The 19,303-nt window shown below is 58.4% G+C and carries 15 protein-coding genes and 1 tRNA gene; 10 read left to right on the top strand and 6 right to left on the bottom strand.

Going from position 1 to position 19,303, the window contains the following annotated elements:
• The first annotated feature begins 61 nt into the window (after positions 1-61).
• Together ACESTR_RS09550 and ACESTR_RS09545 are read left to right on the top strand one after the other, a co-directional pair.
• Positions 62-1,333, top strand: a complete 1,272-nt coding sequence (locus ACESTR_RS09550) for an aminotransferase class I/II-fold pyridoxal phosphate-dependent enzyme (RefSeq protein ID WP_009597504.1) — start codon at positions 62-64, stop codon at positions 1,331-1,333.
• Positions 1,334-1,629: 296 nt separating this feature from the next.
• Positions 1,630-1,702 (top strand) — tRNA-Gly (locus ACESTR_RS09545).
• 165 nt (positions 1,703-1,867) lie between these two features.
• Here ACESTR_RS09545 and ACESTR_RS09540 read toward each other — a convergent pair.
• Entirely contained in the window at positions 1,868-2,062 is a 195-nt protein-coding gene (locus ACESTR_RS09540; protein ID WP_074712153.1) for a helix-turn-helix domain-containing protein, read from the bottom strand.
• An 855-nt stretch (positions 2,063-2,917) separates the two neighbouring features.
• On the opposite strand from ACESTR_RS09540, the gene ACESTR_RS09535 reads away from it, so the two are divergent.
• Positions 2,918-3,496 carry a hypothetical protein gene (locus ACESTR_RS09535; protein WP_278433496.1) on the top strand — a complete coding sequence of 193 codons (579 nt, stop codon included), beginning with the start codon at positions 2,918-2,920 and terminating at the stop codon, positions 3,494-3,496.
• 64 nt (positions 3,497-3,560) lie between these two features.
• Here ACESTR_RS09535 and ACESTR_RS09530 read toward each other — a convergent pair whose 3' ends face one another.
• From ACESTR_RS09530 to ACESTR_RS09515, 4 genes are all read right to left on the bottom strand, one after another.
• Positions 3,561-3,827, bottom strand: a complete 267-nt coding sequence (locus ACESTR_RS09530) for a hypothetical protein (protein WP_278505716.1) — start codon at positions 3,825-3,827, stop codon at positions 3,561-3,563.
• Positions 3,828-3,938: 111 nt separating this feature from the next.
• Complete coding sequence (locus ACESTR_RS09525; RefSeq protein ID WP_237958668.1) at positions 3,939-4,196, bottom strand: hypothetical protein; 258 nt, start codon at positions 4,194-4,196, stop codon at positions 3,939-3,941.
• A 173-nt stretch (positions 4,197-4,369) separates the two neighbouring features.
• The gene (locus ACESTR_RS09520) at positions 4,370-4,846 is read right to left on the bottom strand and encodes a GH36 C-terminal domain-containing protein (protein WP_009597524.1); all 477 of its coding nucleotides are present in this window, start codon (positions 4,844-4,846) and stop codon (positions 4,370-4,372) included.
• A 12-nt stretch (positions 4,847-4,858) separates the two neighbouring features.
• Entirely contained in the window at positions 4,859-5,881 is a 1,023-nt protein-coding gene (locus tag ACESTR_RS09515) for an alpha/beta hydrolase (RefSeq protein ID WP_014775154.1), read from the bottom strand.
• A gap of 235 nt (positions 5,882-6,116) precedes the next feature.
• Between ACESTR_RS09515 and ACESTR_RS09510 the strand changes: the two genes are divergently transcribed.
• Positions 6,117-7,010 carry a helix-turn-helix domain-containing protein gene (locus ACESTR_RS09510; protein ID WP_009597540.1) on the top strand — a complete coding sequence of 298 codons (894 nt, stop codon included), beginning with the start codon at positions 6,117-6,119 and terminating at the stop codon, positions 7,008-7,010.
• A 23-nt stretch (positions 7,011-7,033) separates the two neighbouring features.
• Here the strand turns inward: ACESTR_RS09510 and ACESTR_RS09505 are convergent, their stop codons facing one another.
• Entirely contained in the window at positions 7,034-7,951 is a 918-nt protein-coding gene (locus ACESTR_RS09505) for a helix-turn-helix domain-containing protein (protein ID WP_039940141.1), read from the bottom strand.
• 152 nt (positions 7,952-8,103) lie between these two features.
• Between ACESTR_RS09505 and ACESTR_RS09500 the strand changes: the two genes are divergently transcribed.
• From ACESTR_RS09500 to ACESTR_RS09475, 6 genes are all read left to right on the top strand, one after another.
• A complete protein-coding gene (locus ACESTR_RS09500; protein ID WP_237958669.1) occupies positions 8,104-9,114 on the top strand; it encodes an efflux RND transporter periplasmic adaptor subunit in 1,011 nt (336 codons plus the stop codon).
• Complete coding sequence (locus ACESTR_RS09495) at positions 9,114-12,161, top strand: efflux RND transporter permease subunit (RefSeq protein WP_195559381.1); 3,048 nt, start codon at positions 9,114-9,116, stop codon at positions 12,159-12,161. The genes ACESTR_RS09500 and ACESTR_RS09495 overlap by 1 nt, the downstream gene beginning before the upstream one ends.
• Positions 12,161-13,438, top strand: coding sequence for a TolC family protein (locus ACESTR_RS09490; protein WP_227042092.1), 1,278 nt, complete (start codon positions 12,161-12,163; stop codon positions 13,436-13,438). Before ACESTR_RS09495 ends, ACESTR_RS09490 begins: the two co-directional genes overlap by 1 nt.
• Before the next feature lie 433 nt (positions 13,439-13,871).
• Complete coding sequence (locus ACESTR_RS09485) at positions 13,872-14,408, top strand: RNA polymerase sigma-70 factor (protein WP_279065739.1); 537 nt, start codon at positions 13,872-13,874, stop codon at positions 14,406-14,408.
• A gap of 182 nt (positions 14,409-14,590) precedes the next feature.
• Positions 14,591-15,577: a FecR family protein gene (locus ACESTR_RS09480; protein ID WP_009597554.1), complete on the top strand. Its 987-nt coding sequence runs from the start codon at positions 14,591-14,593 to the stop codon at positions 15,575-15,577.
• A 157-nt stretch (positions 15,578-15,734) separates the two neighbouring features.
• Positions 15,735-19,277, top strand: a complete 3,543-nt coding sequence (locus ACESTR_RS09475) for a SusC/RagA family TonB-linked outer membrane protein (protein ID WP_373179177.1) — start codon at positions 15,735-15,737, stop codon at positions 19,275-19,277.
• Positions 19,278-19,303 lie beyond the last annotated feature (26 nt).

The following is a 19,303-nucleotide window of genomic DNA, read 5'->3' as shown; positions in this document are numbered from 1 at the left end:
AAAAGGTTTTTTTGTACTTTTGCGCGTCCGGAACGGAAACTAACATTAAATTATATACATTATGGTTGATATTTTTGCACGCCTTGAAAAAAATGCAGGCGGACCTATCGGTCAGTACATGTCGTACGCCCACGGATATTTCGCGTTCCCCAAACTGGAGGGCGAGATCGGTCCCCACATGGTTTTCCGGGGCAAAAAGATGCTCAACTGGAGTCTGAACAACTACCTCGGTCTGGCAAACCATCCTGAGGTGCGCAAGGCCGACGCCGAAGGCGCAGCCAAATTCGGTATGGCGGCCCCGATGGGCGCCCGTATGATGAGCGGTCAGACCGTTTATCACGAACAGCTCGAACGCGAGCTGGCCGAGTTCGTCGGCAAGGAGGATGCTTTCCTGCTCAACTTCGGTTATCAGGGCATGATCTCGATTATCGACTGCCTGCTGACGCCGCGCGACGTGGTTGTCTACGACGCCGAGGCGCATGCCTGCATTATCGACGGTCTGCGTCTGCACAAGGGCAAGCGTTTCGTGTACGGACACAACGACATGGATTCGCTGCGTCTTCAACTGCAGCATGCCACGGACCTCGCCGAGGAGCAGAAGGGCGGCGTGCTCGTGATTACCGAAGGTGTCTTCGGCATGAAGGGCGATCTGGGCAAACTCGACGAGATCGTGGCGCTGAAGAAGGATTTCCAGTTCCGCCTGCTGGTGGACGACGCCCACGGCTTCGGTACGATGGGCGAGGGCGGCCGCGGTACGGCTTCGCATTTCGGCGTGACTGACGGCGTGGACGTGCTGTTCAACACCTTCGCCAAGTCGATGGCCGGTATCGGTGCATTCGTCTGCGGTCCCCGCTGGCTGGTGAACCTGCTGCGTTACAACATGCGTTCGCAGCTCTACGCCAAGTCGCTCCCGATGCCGATGGTCATGGGCGCGCTGAAGCGTCTGGAGCTGATCCGCAACCATCCCGAATATCAGCAGAAGCTGTGGGAGATCGTCCGCGCGCTCCAGAACGGCCTGAAGGAAAACGGATTCGAGATCGGCGTGACCAACTCGCCCGTAACCCCCGTCTTTATGAAGGGCGGTATCCCCGAAGCGACGAACCTGATCGTCGATCTGCGCGAGAACCACGGTATTTTCTGCTCGATCGTAATCTATCCGGTGATCCCGAAGGGCGAGATCATCCTGCGCGTGATCCCCACCGCAGCCCATACGCTCGACGACGTGAACTATACGATCGCGGCGTTCAAGTCGGTGCGCGACAAGCTCGAAGGCGGCATTTATGCCCAGATGCCGATTCCGGTTCGCGCCGACGAAGGCTTCAAGGTCCGCTAATCGGGATTCGCTCTGAGGGCGATCCGTATATAGATAAGGCTGCCATTTCCGGCAGCCTTATTTTTGTTGCCGTTCGCTGCGGGGCGTTGGCGCCGGGCATGCCTGCGCGATCGCATCTGCACCGGCGTTTCTTTTTTTGCGTTTCGGGCGGCGCAAGAGTAATTTTGCGACAAAATTCGCCGGAAAATTTTGCAGAATAAATTTTTCGGTTTATATTTGCAGTCCCGAAACGCAGGTTTCGAAGCCCGGAGCCGAGGTGCGGATGCAGTTGTCCCGCCCGTCCGAAAACGATAATTGCGGAAATAGCTCAGTTGGTAGAGCGCAACCTTGCCAAGGTTGAGGTCGCGGGTCCGAGTCCCGTTTTCCGCTCTCGGTAAGTGGTTGATAATATACTGATTATCAGCCACTTTTCTTTTTTTCGGAAAATACGGAAGACGGGCGAGGTGTTCGCCGCGGCAAACTGAACGACGGATAAAACAAACCGGGCATTGGAGTTATAAACTGCTCCGATGCCCGGTTATTTATTTGATTAGTTTATTTCTTTGGTTCTTTTGGATAAGTCATTTCTCCGAAAAATTCTTTGAGGGATAAATTATAATATTTGCAGAATTTTATAATCGTCCCTAACGTCGGCAATTTTCGGCCATGTTCATAGTGGGAAAGATGCAGATGTGCATTTTCTGTCAGAAACTCCTGTGTATGATTGTGTTGCTCTCGAATCTCACGCATCCGACAAGCAACTAAATCTAATAATATTTGATCTGGAAGTTTCAGTATTCTATAATTTTTACAAAAAAATGGATTTATTTGTGAAAATAGTCGGTCTGTGTAGACCGACTTACGTCTTTTTTATTACATTTGTAAATGGAATATTAGAAACTGAATACAGAAATTATGCTAACTTTGCATTTATATAGCTCGGCATAGCCGACGGACATAATAAAGAGCAGCAACTCTTTATACCGTGCCAGTAAAAATTGGGAATTTTTAAGCGAAGGTATAAATGTTGCCAGCCCTTGTTTTGTTCCGTCCTTTGTGGACGGAACCTGCAAGGGCGCGGTGCATTTCTTCGCTACGGTATCCCAATGCCTTCTGGCCGGAATGTTATCGCGTCCCTTGCTTTTTTTATGCCCTTGCGGGACGCGGATTCACACCAACGAAAACCGAAGAAAATGTCCCGTCGCATCCGATTCCGGAATTACCCGAAAGCCCAAAATCCCCATTATATTTTACTGCTCTGGCACAATACGGGCCGGACGTTCCTGCCGTTCGATTTCGCGCGGCAGGACGTCCGTTTTTGGGCCGGGGAGCGGGGGAACGCCCTCACGCCGCACGATCCGGCGCGGCGGGCGTCATAAGGCTCTCTGAGCGACACGTACAATCCCGCATTCCGGATGCAGCCGGCAGGCATTGCGCCGGAAGCGGTCCCTGAAATCTGGCAGCCGGGGCGGTCTCCGCATTGAATTCTTCATTGAGTGAAGTTGCGTCACTGTGTTCAACCGGAACCGCCCCTTTTTTCAAAGCGATACCCCCGCATGCGAATCCGCAAAACGGCGCACGCATTGATGAACAAGGTAAAACTCCATGATGAACGAAAACGACCTCGATTCCGAAAAAGTTCTGCGGGCCATCGACCACTTTTACGCGACGCAGGTCAATATCTGCATTGCGGCGTTGAATAGAATGCAGTCGGCGGAGCTGGCCGACAAAAACATCATCCTGCGGGCCATTATGTGCGACAAGCCCGACTGCGGCATCTGCGCCGACCCCACGGCCGAAGATTACGGCGTCGATTTTTGGGCCGACCGGGCGGAGTATGTGAACGACACGTCGTTCAATCTCTACGTTACGCAGGCCGAGGAAAAGGTGCTTTGGAACATCGGGGAGAAAGGCCGGAAACCGGAGCGTCTGGCGGTTCCGCAGCAGCGGATCACGGTGCGGGCCGACGGGATAAGCAGGCCCCCGTATATCCCGCTGATCTATCTGACGGTGCTGAGTTCCAAACTGACGGCGATGGCGCTGGCGGACGTGCTGCCGGCAGCGGATTTGTCCGGCTATTGCGACGAGCGGGTGATGGCGTCCTTGGGGGAGCGCATAGCAGGGGTATTGGACAGGATGACTGAAATGCAGGACGGGGAGGAGGGCGGAAATCCGGTAAGCTGAAACGCTGCGGACCGAAAAAACGGGACGGACCCGAAAGCCCGTCCCGCCGCTGAAAAAGTTGGCGTCACCCCTGTTCTACAGGTTCTTTTTTCCACTTCTCCGGTTTTTCCCGCCGGACGGGGTGTTTCATCCGCTCAAGTTCGCGCTCCAGCAGTTTGTCCACCAGCTTGAGTTGGGCTTGCCGGGCCTCGAACGGCGTGGCCGGAATGTCCGAAACGTCCATCTTCAGATAATCCAGATAACTCTGATAAGAAATGCCGAAGATGTAACGTCCGAGCCGTTTCCAAACCCGTTTGTGGCATTTCGCCTTGTATTCGGGTTCATAATACATTTGGTCAAATTCCTGAACCGCCTTGACTCTCAGGTGCATATATGAATTATTGCAACTCATAAAATAAAAAAAATAGTTTTTGAGCGATATTGCGCACTAAAATTTACGCAATTAATTGCGGTTCAGGTTAAAAGAGAAGTCCCTCAATTCCTCTCGCGTGGAGAGCCTGCAAAATTGGTATTCGGCGGGCAGAACGGTCCAATAATCATACTTTCTCAGATCCGCCGAGGAGGTTTCCAGACAGATGCGGTTCTCGGCGTCCCGATTGCCGACGATTCCCCATAGCGACGTTCGGCTGTCGCAGCCGGGATCTGTCGTATGGAACAAATAGACGTCGCCGATGCGGAATTTGCAGGTTTTTATGGTCATATCAGGTTCGTTAGGGTTTTATGGCGGCAAAGGTGAAAATCCTGAAGCAAACCTCCAACTTGCGTGGTAACTGTTACGACATTAATCTGTTGGGGAGGGGCAAATGAAAACTCCGGATGTGCATTCGCATCCGGAGTCTCCTCTGTTTTTCGGTTCTTCGTTTCCGCTTCCCGTCATTCGGCTTTCAGCTCGACGACGACGCTGCGGGCGCGGTCCGTCGAGAAGAGTTTCAAACCTGCCTTCATCAGGTAATCGCCGCTTACGACGCGGTCGTTGTGCTCGATACGCGGATTCTGCCCCGGCATGAGGTTTATTTCGCGGATGCGGTAGCGCAGATCGGGGGCCAGTCCGGTCAGCCGTACGGAGGGCAGCTGCTCCCCGTAGCGCGGATTGAGGTCGTAGGCGAAGACTACGGAGCCGGTCCGGCGGTCGGTGCCTGAAAACAACAGCGGCATCACCGGGGCCGAGACGGCGACGATAAGCGCGAAGACGCCCACCGTCCACCCCGCCTGCGGAACCGTCACCCCGAAAGTTTCGGCGATCTGCGGGATAATCCCGACGACGCCCATTTCGGTGTTGATGATGCCGAAGACGCCGAAGGTCAGGATTGCAACCAGTCTTCCCGGACTGTATGCGAGCCGTTTTTTCATGGTCGTTCCGTCTTATTTCAGGCTGTTTCCGAAGAACTCTTCCAGCTTGTCGAACGGGATCAGCCCCGTGCGGTCGTAGAGATCGACGTGCCCCGCGCCCGGTACGACATACAGCTCTTTCGGCTCGGCGGCCCGTCTGAAGGCGTCCTCGCTGAATTCGCGCGAATGGGCGTTTTCCCCGACGATGAAGAGCAGCGGACGCGGCGAGATGGTCTCGATGTCGTTGAAGGGGTAGAAGTTCATGAACTTCACGTTGCTTGCGAGCGTGGGGTGCGTGGTCGTCCGGTGCGTCGCCCCTTCGGGCGTGAACTCTCCGCGCGGCGTGCGGTAGAAGGCGTAGAATTCCCGCTCGACCGGGGTGGAGTTTTCCGTCAGCTCGTCTGCCGTGCCGCCGGTGTATGCGGTTTCCCCGCCCGTAAACTCCGCGTAGCGCTGTTCCGCCGCTTCGGCCAGTATCCGCTTCCGCTGCTCAAGTGTCTGGGCGTTTTTCAGTCCGCTGCGGCTGGCTGCGCCCATGTCGTACATGCTCACCGTGGCGACGGCTTTCAGCCGGGGATCGATCTTCGCCGCACTCACGGCGAAACTTCCGCTGCCGCAGATTCCGATTGCGCCGATGCCGCTGCGCTCGACGAACTCCCGCGTTCCGAGGAAATCCGCCGCCGCGCTGAAATCCTCGGCGTATATCTCCGGGGAGACCGTGTTGCGCGGCTCTCCTTCGCTGTCGCCCCAGAATGACAGGTCGATGGCGAGCGTGACGAATCCGCGTTCGGCCATTTTGATCGCATAGAGGTTCGCAGCCTGCTCCTTGACGGCTCCCATCGGGTGGCCGACGATGATTGCGGGGCGTTTTTCGCCCGGTTTCATCTCCTTGGGCCGGAAGAGGTTGGCGCCGACCTTCATTTTGTACTGGTTCGGGAAGGATACCTTCTCTGCGGTTACCGCATCGCTTCGGTAGAAATTGTCCGCATCCGTTTGTGCGGAGGAGATGTTGTGCATCATAATAAGTGTTGTCGTTAAAATTAGAATCCGTTTCATATTTTTTTATCGGTGATTTCCACGTTGCAAAATTACTTGCCGAAACGCTTCGGACCGGTATCCGGATTACGGATGAAATTACCCGGATTACGGTTTTTGGAGCTGAAACGAATCTGCTGTCTGACAGACGGCTACCCCGATTACGGATAAAGTTACCCCGATTACTGTTTCGCGCCGACGCCCGCACCGCGTACGGGAAAAAGCGCTATCTTTGCGTATGGAAAAACCGAGCTGTATGGACGAAATTCTGAAGATCGATACGATCGACCGCTACAACAAACTCTTCGGATTCGAGACCCGCCACCCGCTGGTGGGCGTGGTCCGGTTCGACACGGCCGAAAGTCAGGGAAACTACCGGATGACGATGGGATTCTATTCGGTTTTCCTCAAGGAGACGCGGGGCTGCCGAATCAACTACGGGAAGACGGGGTATGATTTCGACGACCAGACCGTGGTCAGCATCGCTCCGGGACAGACCGTCGGCTATACCGATATCGAAGGGATTCCCACGAAGTCCGTCGGACTGCTGTTTCATCCCGACTTCATCCGCGGCACGTCGCTCGGACGGAAAATCAGGAAATACACCTTTTTCTCTTACGAAGCCAACGAAGCCCTGCACCTGTCGGAAGAGGAGCGGACGATCGTGCTCGACTGCCTGAAAAAGATCGAAATGGAGCTGCGGCACGCCATCGACAAGCATTCGAAGGGGCTTATCGCCACCAATATCGAGCTGCTGCTGGACTATTGCATGCGTTTTTACGAACGCCAGTTCGTGACGCGCGAAGACCTGAACCTCGATGCGCTGGCCCGTTTCGAACGACTGCTGGACGATTACCTCTCGGAGGGCGTCGCCGCGAGGGAGGGACTGCCGTCGGTGCGCTATTTCGCCGACAAGATATGCCTTTCGCCCAACTATTTCGGCGATCTGGTCAAAAAGGAGACCGGAAAATCGGCGCAGGAGTATATCCAGCTGAAGATGATCGACGCGGCGAAAGAGAGCCTGCTCGACCCGGACAAGACGATCGGGCAGGTGGCCGGCGAACTGGGATTCCAGTATCCGCAGCATTTCGTCCGCTTCTTCAGACGGTATGCCGGCTGCACGCCGAATCAGTATCGGACGCGGGGATAAGGGGCGGCATGCCCGACCGGCGGCTACCTGCCGATCCGGTAGGCCGAAGGCGTCATGCCCGTATGGCTCTTGAAGTATTTGCCGAAGAACGACTGGTTGGAAAAATTCAGGTAATAGGCGATCTCCTGAATGCTCATCGTGGAGTATTTCAGCAGGTTCTTGGCTTCGAGCACGACGTAGTCGTCGATCCACTCGACGGCCGTTCGGCCGCTGGTCTTGCGGATGAGCGTCGTCAGGTATTTGGGCGTCAGGTTCAGCTGTCCGGCATAGAAGCCCACCGATCGCTCCTGCGTGTAGTGTTTGCCCAGAATATTCATGAACTGGCTGAAATACTCGTCGTTGCGGCTGCGCGCCGAGATCTGCCGCTCTCCGCTCGTTTCGATGTGACGTCCGATGACGCGGCACACCTTGTAGGCCAGCGTCCGGATGATCGAACGTATGACCTCGGCGGAATAGACGTCCGCCGGCATCTCCGTACCCTCGGCGCCGAGTTCCTCGAACGACCGGGTGATTCCCGTCCACTCCTTTTCGTCGAGTTTGAGACAGGGCTGCTTCTCCACGTGCAGGAACAGCTGCGAGAGCAGCCTGATGTCTATGTTGATGCGCCTGATGAACTCCTCTTCGCAGATCACGGCGTGCAGCGCGATCTCCTCGGTCGATTCGGCTTGGATGATCGACCCCGGCAGGTGTACGAAGATCGAATTCTCCGTGAGCGTATGCCGCGTCAGGTTCGAGGTGAAGGTTCCCGAACCTTTGGAACAGAGCAGGATGACGAAGGCGTCGATGCGCGTCGGATAGCGGAACAGGTCGATGTCGATTTCGTCCTGCACGTTGACGCGCGACGCGATCAGACAGCCGTCGTAGCAGATGTCTCCGGGACGGCGGCCGCAGACGTCGATCAGCGTGGCGAGCGAAAAGCTCTGGATATCCTTTTCGTTCATTTTGTCGTGGATTTTTCGTACAAATATAACAATTTGCCGGTCGATATTCGCCGAAAGGTTCAAAATCGAACGAATCGACGAGTTTAGCCGACACGGCGGCCTTTTCTGCCGCTCCGCAAAAAGGGAACTTTGCATCGAAAAACTGTAAACCAATGAAACGAACGATTTTCTGGGCCTTGCTGCTCATTGCGGCGGGCTGTTCTTCTCCGAAAAACACCCGGACGGCCGATCCGCTGCGGGTGACGACGATCGTCGCCGCGCCGTCGGCCGGCTTCGGCGCGGCCGTGTACGTAGGTTCGGTCGAGGAGGAGGCTTCGGCATCCCTGAGTTTTCCCGTCGCCGGGACTGTCGCCCGCACGCTGGCCGACGAAGGACAGCGCGTGCGGAAAGGGCAGCTGCTGGCCGAACTCGATTCTACTTCGGCCCGGCAGACCTTCGACGCCGCGCGGGCGTCGCTGGAGCAGGCCGAAGACGCCTGCGGGCGTCTCCGCCAGCTGTACGAGGCCCAAAGTCTGCCCGAAATCAAATGGGTCGAAGCGCAGACCCGGCTCCGTCAGGCCGAGTCGCTTTTCGAAATCGCCAAGAAGAACCTGAGCGATTGCGCGCTGTACGCTCCGTTCGACGGTGTGGTCGGCGAGCGGCGGGCTTCGGCCGGCGAGACGGTGCTGCCGGGCGTTCCGGTGATGAAGCTGCTGCAAATCGGAACCGTCAAGGTGCGCTTCTCCGTCCCCGAACAGGAGATCGCCGCGATCGGCGCCGACAGCCGCATGCGGATAACCGTTCCGGCGCTCGGCGACCGCACGTTTCAGGCCGGAAAGATCGAAAAGGGTGCCGTGGCCAATCCTGCGGCGCACACCTACGACGTGCGGGCCGCGCTGGCCAACGCCGGGGGCGAGCTGCTGCCGGGCATGGTCTGCCGCGTGGAGGTTTCGCCTGCGGGTGCCGCCGAGCAGATCGCGCTTCCGGTGCGCGCCGTACAGCAGGCGGGCGACGGAAGCCGTTTCGTATGGACCGTGCGCGGCGACTCGGCCGTGCGTACGGCCGTGACGACGGGCCGTCTGGTGAACAACGCTGTCGTGCTGGAGGACGGCGTCCGGAGCGGCGACCGGATCGTGGTGGACGGCATGCAGAAGATCGGCGAAGGCAGTAAAGTCGTGTGGTGATGGGACGCTCTGCCAATATCATATCGTGGTCGATGCGCAACTTCCGCATCACCTTCCTGCTCGTGGGCTGCCTGTTCGTTTTCGGCATCTACGGACTGGTTCACATTCCCAAGCAGGAGTTTCCCGAATATACGATCCGTCAGGGCGTTGTGGTGGGCGTTTATCCGGGCGCCACGAGCGAAGAGGTCGAAGAACAGCTGGCCAAGCCGCTCGAACAGTTCCTGATGACCTACAAGGAGGTGAAGCGTTCGAAGACCACCTCCACCTCGCAGAACGGCATGTGTTACGTGATGGTCGAGCTGAACGACGACGTGAACGACAAGGACGAAGTGTGGTCGAAGATCAAGCACGGCCTTGCGGCGTTCAAGATGCAGCTTCCCGCGGGCGTCGCGGCGCTCGTGACGAACGACGACTTCGGCGACACCTCGGCCCTGCTGATCACCCTCGAATCGGACACGCGGTCGTACCGCGAACTGAAAGGGTACATGGACGACCTGAGCGACCGTCTGCGCCGCATCGAGTCGGTCTCGAACCTGCGGCCTTACGGCGTTCAGCAGGAGCAGATCTCGGTATATGCCGATCACGACCGGCTGGCGGCCTACGGCATCGGCGAGAAGGTGCTCTCCGCGGCGCTGGCTTCGCAGGGGCTGACCCCGGCGGGCGGCTCGGTGAGCAACGGCGAAACCGAAACGCCGATCCATATCGCGCCGTCGCTGGCCGGGGAGCGCGAGGTCGCGGAGCAGATCGTCTGGAGCGACCCCGAAGGCCACGTCCTGCGTGTGAAGGACGTTGCGCGCGTCGTGCGCGAATACGACGATCCGGACAGCTATATCCGCAACAACGGCCACCGCTGCGTGCTCCTCTCGATGGAGATGCGCGGGGGATACAATATCGTGGAGTACGGCCGCGAAGTGGACGAGGTGCTGCACGCTTTCATGGAGGAGCTTCCGTCCGACGTCGCGGTGCAGCGCATCGCCGATCAGGCCAAGGTCGTCGGCGACTCCGTGCACTCGTTCCTGCGCGACCTGTTCGTGGCCATGGCCATCATCATTCTGGTCATGATGCTGCTCTTCCCGCTGCGGTCGGCCGTCGTGGCGGCCGTCACGATTCCGCTCTCCACCTTCATCTCGGTGGGCGTCATGTATTTGTGCGGCATTCCGCTCAATACGGTGACCCTTGCGGCGCTGGTCGTCGTGCTGGGCATGATCGTCGATAATTCGATCGTGGTGATCGACGGCTACCTCGACTACATCGGACGCGGCCACTCGCGCTGGTATGCGGCCGTCGAGAGCGCAAGGGAGTTTTTCCCGTCGCTGCTGCTGGCGACGATCTGCATCTGCATGATTTTCTACCCGATTCTGTTCACCATGACGGGCATGATGCGCGACTTCCTGACCTATTTCCCGTGGACGATCACCATCAACCTGATGGTTTCGCTGCTGCTGGCCGTGCTGGTGATTCCGTTCCTCGAAATCGTGATCATTCCGGCGGTTCAGCCCCGCAAGGAGGGGCGTAAGAGCGTTACCGACCGTGTCCACGACGTTTACCGGCGGGTGCTGGCGTGGACCTTCCGTCACGGGTGGCTGACGATTTCGCTGGGCCTTGCCTCGGTGGCCGTTTCGCTGGTGCTGGCCACGCAGCTGAAACTCCGCATGGTGCCCTTCGCCGACCGCGACCAGTTCGCCGTGGAGATCTACCTGCGGCCCGACACCCCGCTGGAACGGACCGGAGCCGTCGCCGATTCGGTTTACCGGATGCTGCGGGCCGACGGGCGGGTGAAGTCCGTCACTTCGTTCGTGGGTTGTTCGTCGCCGCGTTTCCAGATGAGCTACGCTCCGCAGATCGCGGGTAAGAACTATGCCCAGTTCATCGTCAATACCACCTCGATCGACGATACCGAGGATATCCTCGACCGATATGCCGACGCATGGGCCGACCGTTTCCCCGAAGCCTACGTCAAATTCAAACAGCTCGACTACCAGAACGTGCCGTCGCTCGAATTCCGCTTCTACGGCAGCGACATCGACTCGCTGCGCGCCGCGGGCGACCGGCTGATGGACCGTATGCGGCGGATGCCCGAACTGATGTGGGTGCACTCCGATTATGAGGATCCCCGTGCGGTCGTCGATGTGCGGCTCGACCCCGTCACTGCGCCGCAGCTGGGTGTCACCCGGACGCTGGCGGCCGTCAATCTGGCCCTCGCCGCCGGAGACGTGCCCGTAGGGGCCGTCTGGGAGGGCGATTACAAACTGCCCGTCGTTCTCAAAAACGACGTGCGCCGGGGCGAACGCTCGCTCTCCGACGTCGGGGACACCTATGTCTCTTCGCCCGTGCCCGGCGTCAGCGTACCCCTGCGGCAGATCGCCGACGTCGGGCCGGCGTGGAGCGAGAGCAAAATCGTGCACCGCAACGGCATGCGCTGCCTGACGGTCACCGCCGACCTCAAACGCGGCGCCAACGCCATGCGTGTCAATTCGCGCATAAGCGAGCTGATCGACAAGGAGCTGACGCTTCCGGCCGGCATTGCGACCGAGCTGGGCGGAGCCTACGAATTCGACTGGGAGACGATTCCCCCGATCGCGTCGGGACTGACCATTTCGCTGGTCATCATCTTCTTCTTCATTCTGGTCAACTTCCGCAAGTTCGGCATTACGCTGGTGGTCATGGCTTCGATGTCGCTCTGTCTGTTCGGGGCGGTGGTGGGGCTGCGGATCGCCGACTTCACCATCGGACTGACCTCGGTGCTGGGCTTCATCACCCTGCTGGGCATGATCGTCCGCAACGTGATTCTGATGTACCAGCATGCCGAAGACAAACGCAAGGTATGCCACTGGTCGGGGCGTCTGGCGGCCTACGACGCCGGCAAGCGGCGTATGGTGCCGATCTTCCTCACCACCGCCACCACCGCCGTGGGCGTCGTGCCGATGATGCTGGGCGGAAGCACCTTCTGGGCGCCCGTGGGCATTACGATCTTTGCCGGAGGCATCGGTTCGCTGATCCTCGTCGTTACGATACTTCCGGTGCTCTATTCCAAAATCTACAAGTGATGAAAAAAGCCGTAGTATTTCTGTTCTTATGCGTTGCGGCGGCTCCTGCCGCGGCTCAGACGCTTTCGCTCGAAGAGTGCCGCGCCGCCGCCGTCGAACACAACCGCACGCTCCGCAACAGCAGGCTGGACCTTGACGCCGCGTCGCAGACGCACCGCGAAGCGTTCACCAATTACTTTCCGCAGATTTCCGCATCGGGCGGCCTCTTTCAGGCGCAGCACGGACTGGTGCAGGCCGATTTCGCCGTTCCGCAGATGGGGACGCTGCCTGTTTCGATGGTCAAGCGCGGCATCATCGGCTCCGTCACGGCCGTTCAGCCCCTGTTCGCCGGACTGAAGATCGTCACCGGCAACAAGCTCGCCCGGCTGGGCGAGGAGGTCGGACGGTTGCAGCTGCAGCAGACCGAAGCCGAGGTGCGCGAGCGGACCGATGCCTGTTTCTGGCAGGTCGTGTCGCTCCGCGACAACCTTTCGACCCTCGATGCCGTGGAGCGGCAGCTGGCCGAGATACGCCGTCAGGTCGAACTCTCGGTGAAGGCCGGGCTGGTGACCAACAACGACCTGCTGCGCGTGGAGCTGCGGCAGCAGGAGATCGCGTCGAACCGCCTGAAGGTCGAAAACGGACTGAAGGTGTCGAAAATGCTGCTGGCCCAGCATATCGGCGTTGATTGGCGCGGATTCGACGTGGCGAATGCCGCGTTCGGCGAACCGGAGGCTCCCGCCGCCTACTATGTTCCGGTCGAGGAGGCGCTCGACCGCAGGGCCGAATACCTGCTTGCGGAGAAGAACGTCGAAGCCCGGAAGTATGAGAAACGCATGGAGCGCGGCAAACGTCTGCCGACGGTAGGCATAGGCGCGGGGTATCTCTACTACAATGTGACGGACAAGAGCGTGGACGACGGAATGGTCTTCGCGCAGGTGTCGGTGCCTGTTTCGGAGTGGTGGGGCGGCGCCCATGCGCTGAAAAAGGCCCGCATCAGGGAGCAGCAGGCCGAAAACGACCGACTGCAGGCGCGGGAGATGCTTGCCGTGGAGATCGAACGGACGTGGAGCGAAGTGCAGGAGTCCTATGCGCAGATCCTGCTCATGCGGCGTTCGGTGGAGTCCTCGGCCGAGAATCTGCGTCAGAACCGGAACTTTTACAAGGCGGGAACCGCGCCGCTCACCGACCTGCTCGACGCCGAGACGCTTTACACGCAGAGCCGCAACGACCTCACTTCGGCCTGCGCCTCCTACCGCACGGCGCTTGCCAAGTATATGCGCGTGACGGGGCGGTAATCTGCATTCCGGCGGCCGGTTTCCGGCTTCTGTGACGCCCGGTATACGGGGTTGTGCGGCCTTGCGCCGCGCGACCCTTTTTTCATGGCGTACGGAGTGCAATCCGGATGCGGAAAGGCGGCGACGATCGGCGCGGGGAGCTTTCCGGCTGTTGCGGTTCCATGAATAAATCGCTAAAAGCCCGTACGGCGGACGAATTAGGAGGAGTTGGGTAAATGCTTTGTCCTGAGTGCTTTATCGGCTGTGTCTCGCGGGCGCTTTTTGCGGCGGCGGTTTCTCCGCGGCCGGGAGAGGGCTTGCTTTTAAATATAATTTTCTATTTTTGCGATCGTGGAAATATATCCCGACCGCTGTCTCGCATCCGGAAAATCCGAATAAAATCGATGAATATTTCAGGGGATAAGAATCTTTCCGCGAAAATCAAAAACAGGCGATGAGCGATTTAGACAAACAATTGATGAATGCAGACTCTTTCGACGAGCTGTATCTGGCGTATTATCCGGCCATGCTGTCGTATGCCCGGATGTTTCTCCGGGATCAGTGGGCCGAAGACGTGGTGCAGGACGTGTTTTTCAATATCTGGAAAAACCGCCACCGGATTTCCACGGACGATCCGTTGTACAAGTACCTGCTGAAGGCTGTCTACAACCGGGCGATCAACTACATCTGGAAGCACAAGCGCGACACGGAGTACCGCTCGTGGTACGGTTCGCAGATCGACCGGATGGTGTTCGATTATTACGATCCGGACAAGAATCCGATCCTTGCCAAAATCTATGACAACGACATCCGGCAGCAGCTGCGGCAGGCGGTGGACGAGCTGCCCGACAAGCGGCGGGAGATTTTCCGCATGCGCTTTTTCGAGAACATGTCGAACAAGGAGATCGGCGAGCGGCTGGGGCTGACGGTCAGCACGGTCGAGAATCATATGTATCTGGCGCTGAAGAATCTGCGCGACAAACTGCTCTGACTTCCGGTCGGGCGTAAGCCGGATCGGGTCTTTTTCTGCAAAATTTTTTCGCATTCGGATTAGGGGGTGGGTTGCCCAGCTTTGTATTATTGGTAGAGAGCAAGATGCTGACTGCCGTTATACGGAGCGACCAAGGCCGGAGCGCATGTATAACCGAAGTCTAATCTTAAACCAATATTATTTTGAAAAACGAACTTATTTATAAGTATTTGGAGGGAAACGCGACTCCGGCCGAAGAACAGGACGTTCTGAGCTGGATTTCCGAGTCCGAAGCCAACAAAGCCGAGTTTTGCGAAATCCGGGCTTTGTGGAGCGTGCGCGACCGGAATTCCGTCGAGAACGATCCGCAGCGGATCCTCAAATCGCTCAAGGCGCTGCACGCCCGCATCGACGCGGATGCGTCGCCGCACCGCTCCAAGCGTGCGCGGATCATACGCTGGGCGGGTTGGAGCGCCGCCGCCATGCTGGGCGTGGCGCTCGTCGTGGGCGGCTACCTCGTCGGCCACGACATGCACAAGGCGGCCATGGAATCGTACTATACGTTCACCAATACCGGCCGCAAACCCGAATCCCTCCGGCTGCTGGACGGAACGCAGGTCTGGCTGGCGCAGGGATCGACCCTGAGCTACGGCAAGACGTTCAGTCCGCACGACCGCACGGTGAAACTCGACGGAGAGGCCTTTTTCGACGTGGCTTCCGACAGGGATCATCCGTTTTTCGTGAAGACCAATACGGTGGTGGTCAAGGTCGTCGGCACTTCGTTCAACGTCAAGATGTATAAGGATACGGACGATACGGAGGTCGTGCTCGAACGCGGCGTGGTCAAACTCCAGTTCGGCGACAACGACAATATGATTACCATGCAGCCGGGACAGAAGATCTACTATTCGTCCGCTTCGCACGACATCTCCATCTCCGAGGTCAACGTGGAGTATCTGATGCTGCTCAAGTACGGCATGATCTCGATGTCCGATGTCCGTGTGGCCGAGATCATCCGCAAGGTGGAGGAGATCTACAGCGTCGATATAGAGACCGTCGCGCCTCTCGACGACGACCGGCTGTATAACTTCAACTTCCTGAAGTCCAATACGCTCGATGACGTGCTGGACATCATCGAGAAGATGTCGGGCGTGAAATGCCGTCCCGCTCCGGCGGCCGGCGCGGAATAGAAACAAGAAACGACTTAAACCGAATAGCTGAATAGAAACCTAAATTTTCAACTGCCTATGAACTAAACCCTGATTCCATTCATCCGAATCATGTTGGCACATCCGGGCCCGGTGCTGCTGCTTTCCTCGATCAGTTTAAAACTTTACAGTCCTAATCATGAAGAAAAATTTATCTGTTTTTCGGACGGGATGCTGTATGTTGATGCTGTTGCTGTGCAACGTCTTTACGTTGTCGGCGGCTGAAGAGCTGTATGCACAACACTACAATGTCACCCTGTCCCTGCGAAATGCAACCGTCAAGGAAGCGGTCGATGCGGTGACCCGGCAAACCGGAATTGCATTTTCGTACGAATCGTCGGTCGGCGTCATGCCGCTCGGCAATGTGGAAATCCGTGTGGACGGCGGCGCTGTCGATGCCGTTCTCGGTCCGCTGTTCGCCGACAAAGGCATCGCGTGGCAGGTCGTCGACGGCGTCGTGATCCTGACCCGGCAAAACTCCCCCCCCCAATCGGATTCCGGTCGTAGGCTGACCGTCAGGGGCCGGATAACCGCCGGCGCCGGCGAGTCGATCGTCGGTGCGACGGTCATGGTCAAAGGCACCCAGACGGGCGTTTCGTCCGACGTGGAGGGCAATTACGAAATCGTCGTTCCCGGTCCGGGTTCGGTGCTGGTATTCAATTATCTGGGCTATCAGCCTCAGGAGATCGCGGTCGGCAACCGGACGCAGATCGACGTGCGGCTCGCCGAGGACAACAACGTGCTGGACGACGTGGTGGTCATCGGTTACGGCACCCAGTCGCGCCGCACGCTGACCAGCGCCGTCTCGAAGGTGAGCGGCGCCGATCTGGAAGGCGTTCCGGTCAATTCGATCGGCGATGCCCTGAAAGGCAAGGTTCCGGGCGTACGCATCTCGACGGCCAACAACCAGCCGGGCAGCGATCCGGTGTTCCTGATCCGCGGCGGTTCGTCAATCAACCAGTCCAATGCGCCGATCATCATCGTGGACGGCGTTCGCCGCGAGATGACCGGACTCAATACGAACGACATCGAGTCGATCGAGATCCTGAAGGACGCCGCTTCGGCGGGTATTTACGGAGCCAGCGCGTCGAACGGCGTGATTCTGGTGACCACCAAGAAGGGTAACCGCGCCAAGGGGCCCCAGATTACGTTCGAGGCGCAGGCCGCATGGACCTCGCCCGCGACGAAATTCGACCTGATGGACGCCCGCGACTATGTCGTCACCATGCGCCGCGCGCTGAACGACTGCCCCGGATATACCTACGGACAGCAGGTGCTCACGGGCGCCAACTCGGCCGGTATCGGCAACGGCGATTCGTCGATCTGGACGACCCGCTACCTGCAGGAGGGCGAAAGCGTGCCCCGCGGCTGGAGTTCGGTGGTCGATCCGGTCGATCCGTCGAAGATCATCGTTTTTCAGGATAACGACCAGCAGAGCCAGTGGTTCGACGACTCCTACTGGATGCAGTACTACGTCGGCGTGAACGGCGGCAGCGACAAGGTGACCTACGCCGCTTCGGCCAGCTACATGAAAGACGGCGGCATCGGCATCAATACCGATTTCTCCCGTTTTACGTTCCACGGCAACACCTCCTTCAAGATCACCAAGAGCCTTACGGCCGGTACGACCTTCGACTACTCGGAGACCAGCGGCAACGAGATCCCTTCGAGCGGCATCGGCAACTACTGGACGATTCTGGGCCGCGGCATGTTCATGCCCGCCACCCACCGCGACTACCTCGAAGACGGCCAGCCCGGTCAGGGCACCAACAGTACGACCATCTCGGCGGCATGGTTCGACCGCTACTATACCAACAACTATGTGACCCGCCGCTCCACGGCCAACTTCAACCTCAAGTGGGACATTGTCGACGGCCTGTCGGCTTTCGCCCAGATCGCCAACCACAACTCCTACAAGAACAGCTACCAGTATCTGGCCGGCAACGCCATCAGCCAGACCCGCCAGACCTACGAAGGGTGGTCGCAGACCAACCGTCTGAGTTTTCAGGCGCACGTCGATTACAACAAATCCTTCGGCGACCACAATCTCAGCGCCATGGCCGGATACGACTTCCTCAAGCGCAAGATCAACGGCATGTCGATGACCGTGCAGGGCGCCGAGTCCGACAAGACCCCGACGCTGGGGGCGGGCACCACGCCTACCGCATGGACCGACACCCAGACGCCGTGGTGCCAGATCTCCTATTTCGGACGTCTGAACTACAACTACAAGGAGAAATACATGCTGGGCTTCACCATGCGCGCCGACGGTTCGTCGCTCTTCGCCAAGGATAACCGCTGGGGCTATTTCCCCGCTGTTTCGGCCGGCTGGGTCGTTTCCGAGGAGAAGTTCTGGAACGTCGAGAAGTTCAACCAGCTGAAACTCCGCCTGAGCTACGGTCTGACGGGTAACAACAACGTCGATTATTACGACACGCTCGGTGCCTACAGCGTGACGGGCATCTATGCCGGTTCGGGCGCTACGCTCGCTTCGACGCTGCCCAACCTCGGCCTGACGTGGGAGAAGACCAAGCAGTTCGACATCGGTCTCGACATGGCGTTCTTCAACAACCGCCTGCGCGTGGCCGCCGACTATTACAGCAAGAAGTCGGAAGACCTGCTCTTCGACGTCTCGCTGCCCGATACGTCGGGATACGGCTCGGCCATGCAGAACGTCGGTTCGATCCGCTTCTACGGTCTCGAATTCGAAATTTCGTCGGTGAACGTCAGCACCAAGAACTTCAGCTGGACGACCGACTTCACCTACTCGTTCAACGCCAACAAGGTGCTGTCGCTGCCCGACGAGTATTACTATAAGGATATCGACGGCAAAGACGCATGGCGCATCGGCGGCTATACGATGTCCGAGTCGGGCTACCGCTTCGGCGGCACGGCCGTCGGCGAGCCGCTGGGACGCATCTACGGCTACAAGACCTCCCATATCATCGAATCCGAGGCGCAGGCCGACGCCGCGCTTTACGACTCCAACTCGCACGGCTACCGCCGTTCGGACGGCCTGTCGATCGCCGGACGCAAGGACGTGGGCGACTACGAGTGGAAAAACCGCGCGGGGTCGGCGCTTACGGCCGACGGCCGCGAGCAGATCAACGGCGAGGACATGTTCCTGCTGGGCAATGTCGTGCCCCATTCGACGGGCGGTATGAACAATACCTTCAAATTCAAGAACCTGACCCTTTCGGTCTACCTCGACTATGCGCTGGGACATTCGATCTACAACTACCAGTATACGCGCTGCTTCCAGACCTCGATGGGCAACTGCAACTGGAATCTGGTCTACGACGCCCTGAATACATGGCAGAAGCCCGGCGACGACACCAAGTTCGCCCGCCTGACTCCCAACGACGCCGACGGCGGCAACCGCAACTACTCGCGCATTTCGAATATCAACGTGCAGAAGGCCGATTACCTCTGCCTGCGCGACGTGACGCTCTCCTACGATCTCCCGCTGCGCTGGATCCGCAAGGTCGGTCTGGGCCGTCTGACCGTTTCCGTGTCGGGCAACACGCTCTGCTACTGGACCGGCGTCAAGGGTATTTCGCCCGAATCCGCCTCGGTCGGCAGCTCGACGGGCATGTACAGCGTTACCAGTTCGAGCGCCACTTCGTTCAACAACTATCCTCCGACGCGCAAGGTGCTCTTCGGCCTCAAGGCGACCTTCTGAGAATGCGGATGATTCGGTGATCTAAA

Source organism: Alistipes sp. DJF_B185, assembly GCF_964250025.1.
Classification (GTDB): Bacteria; Bacteroidota; Bacteroidia; order Bacteroidales; family Rikenellaceae; genus Alistipes; species Alistipes finegoldii.
Note: the sequence above shows the minus strand (reverse complement) of the source record. Positions and strands in the feature narration are given on the sequence as shown.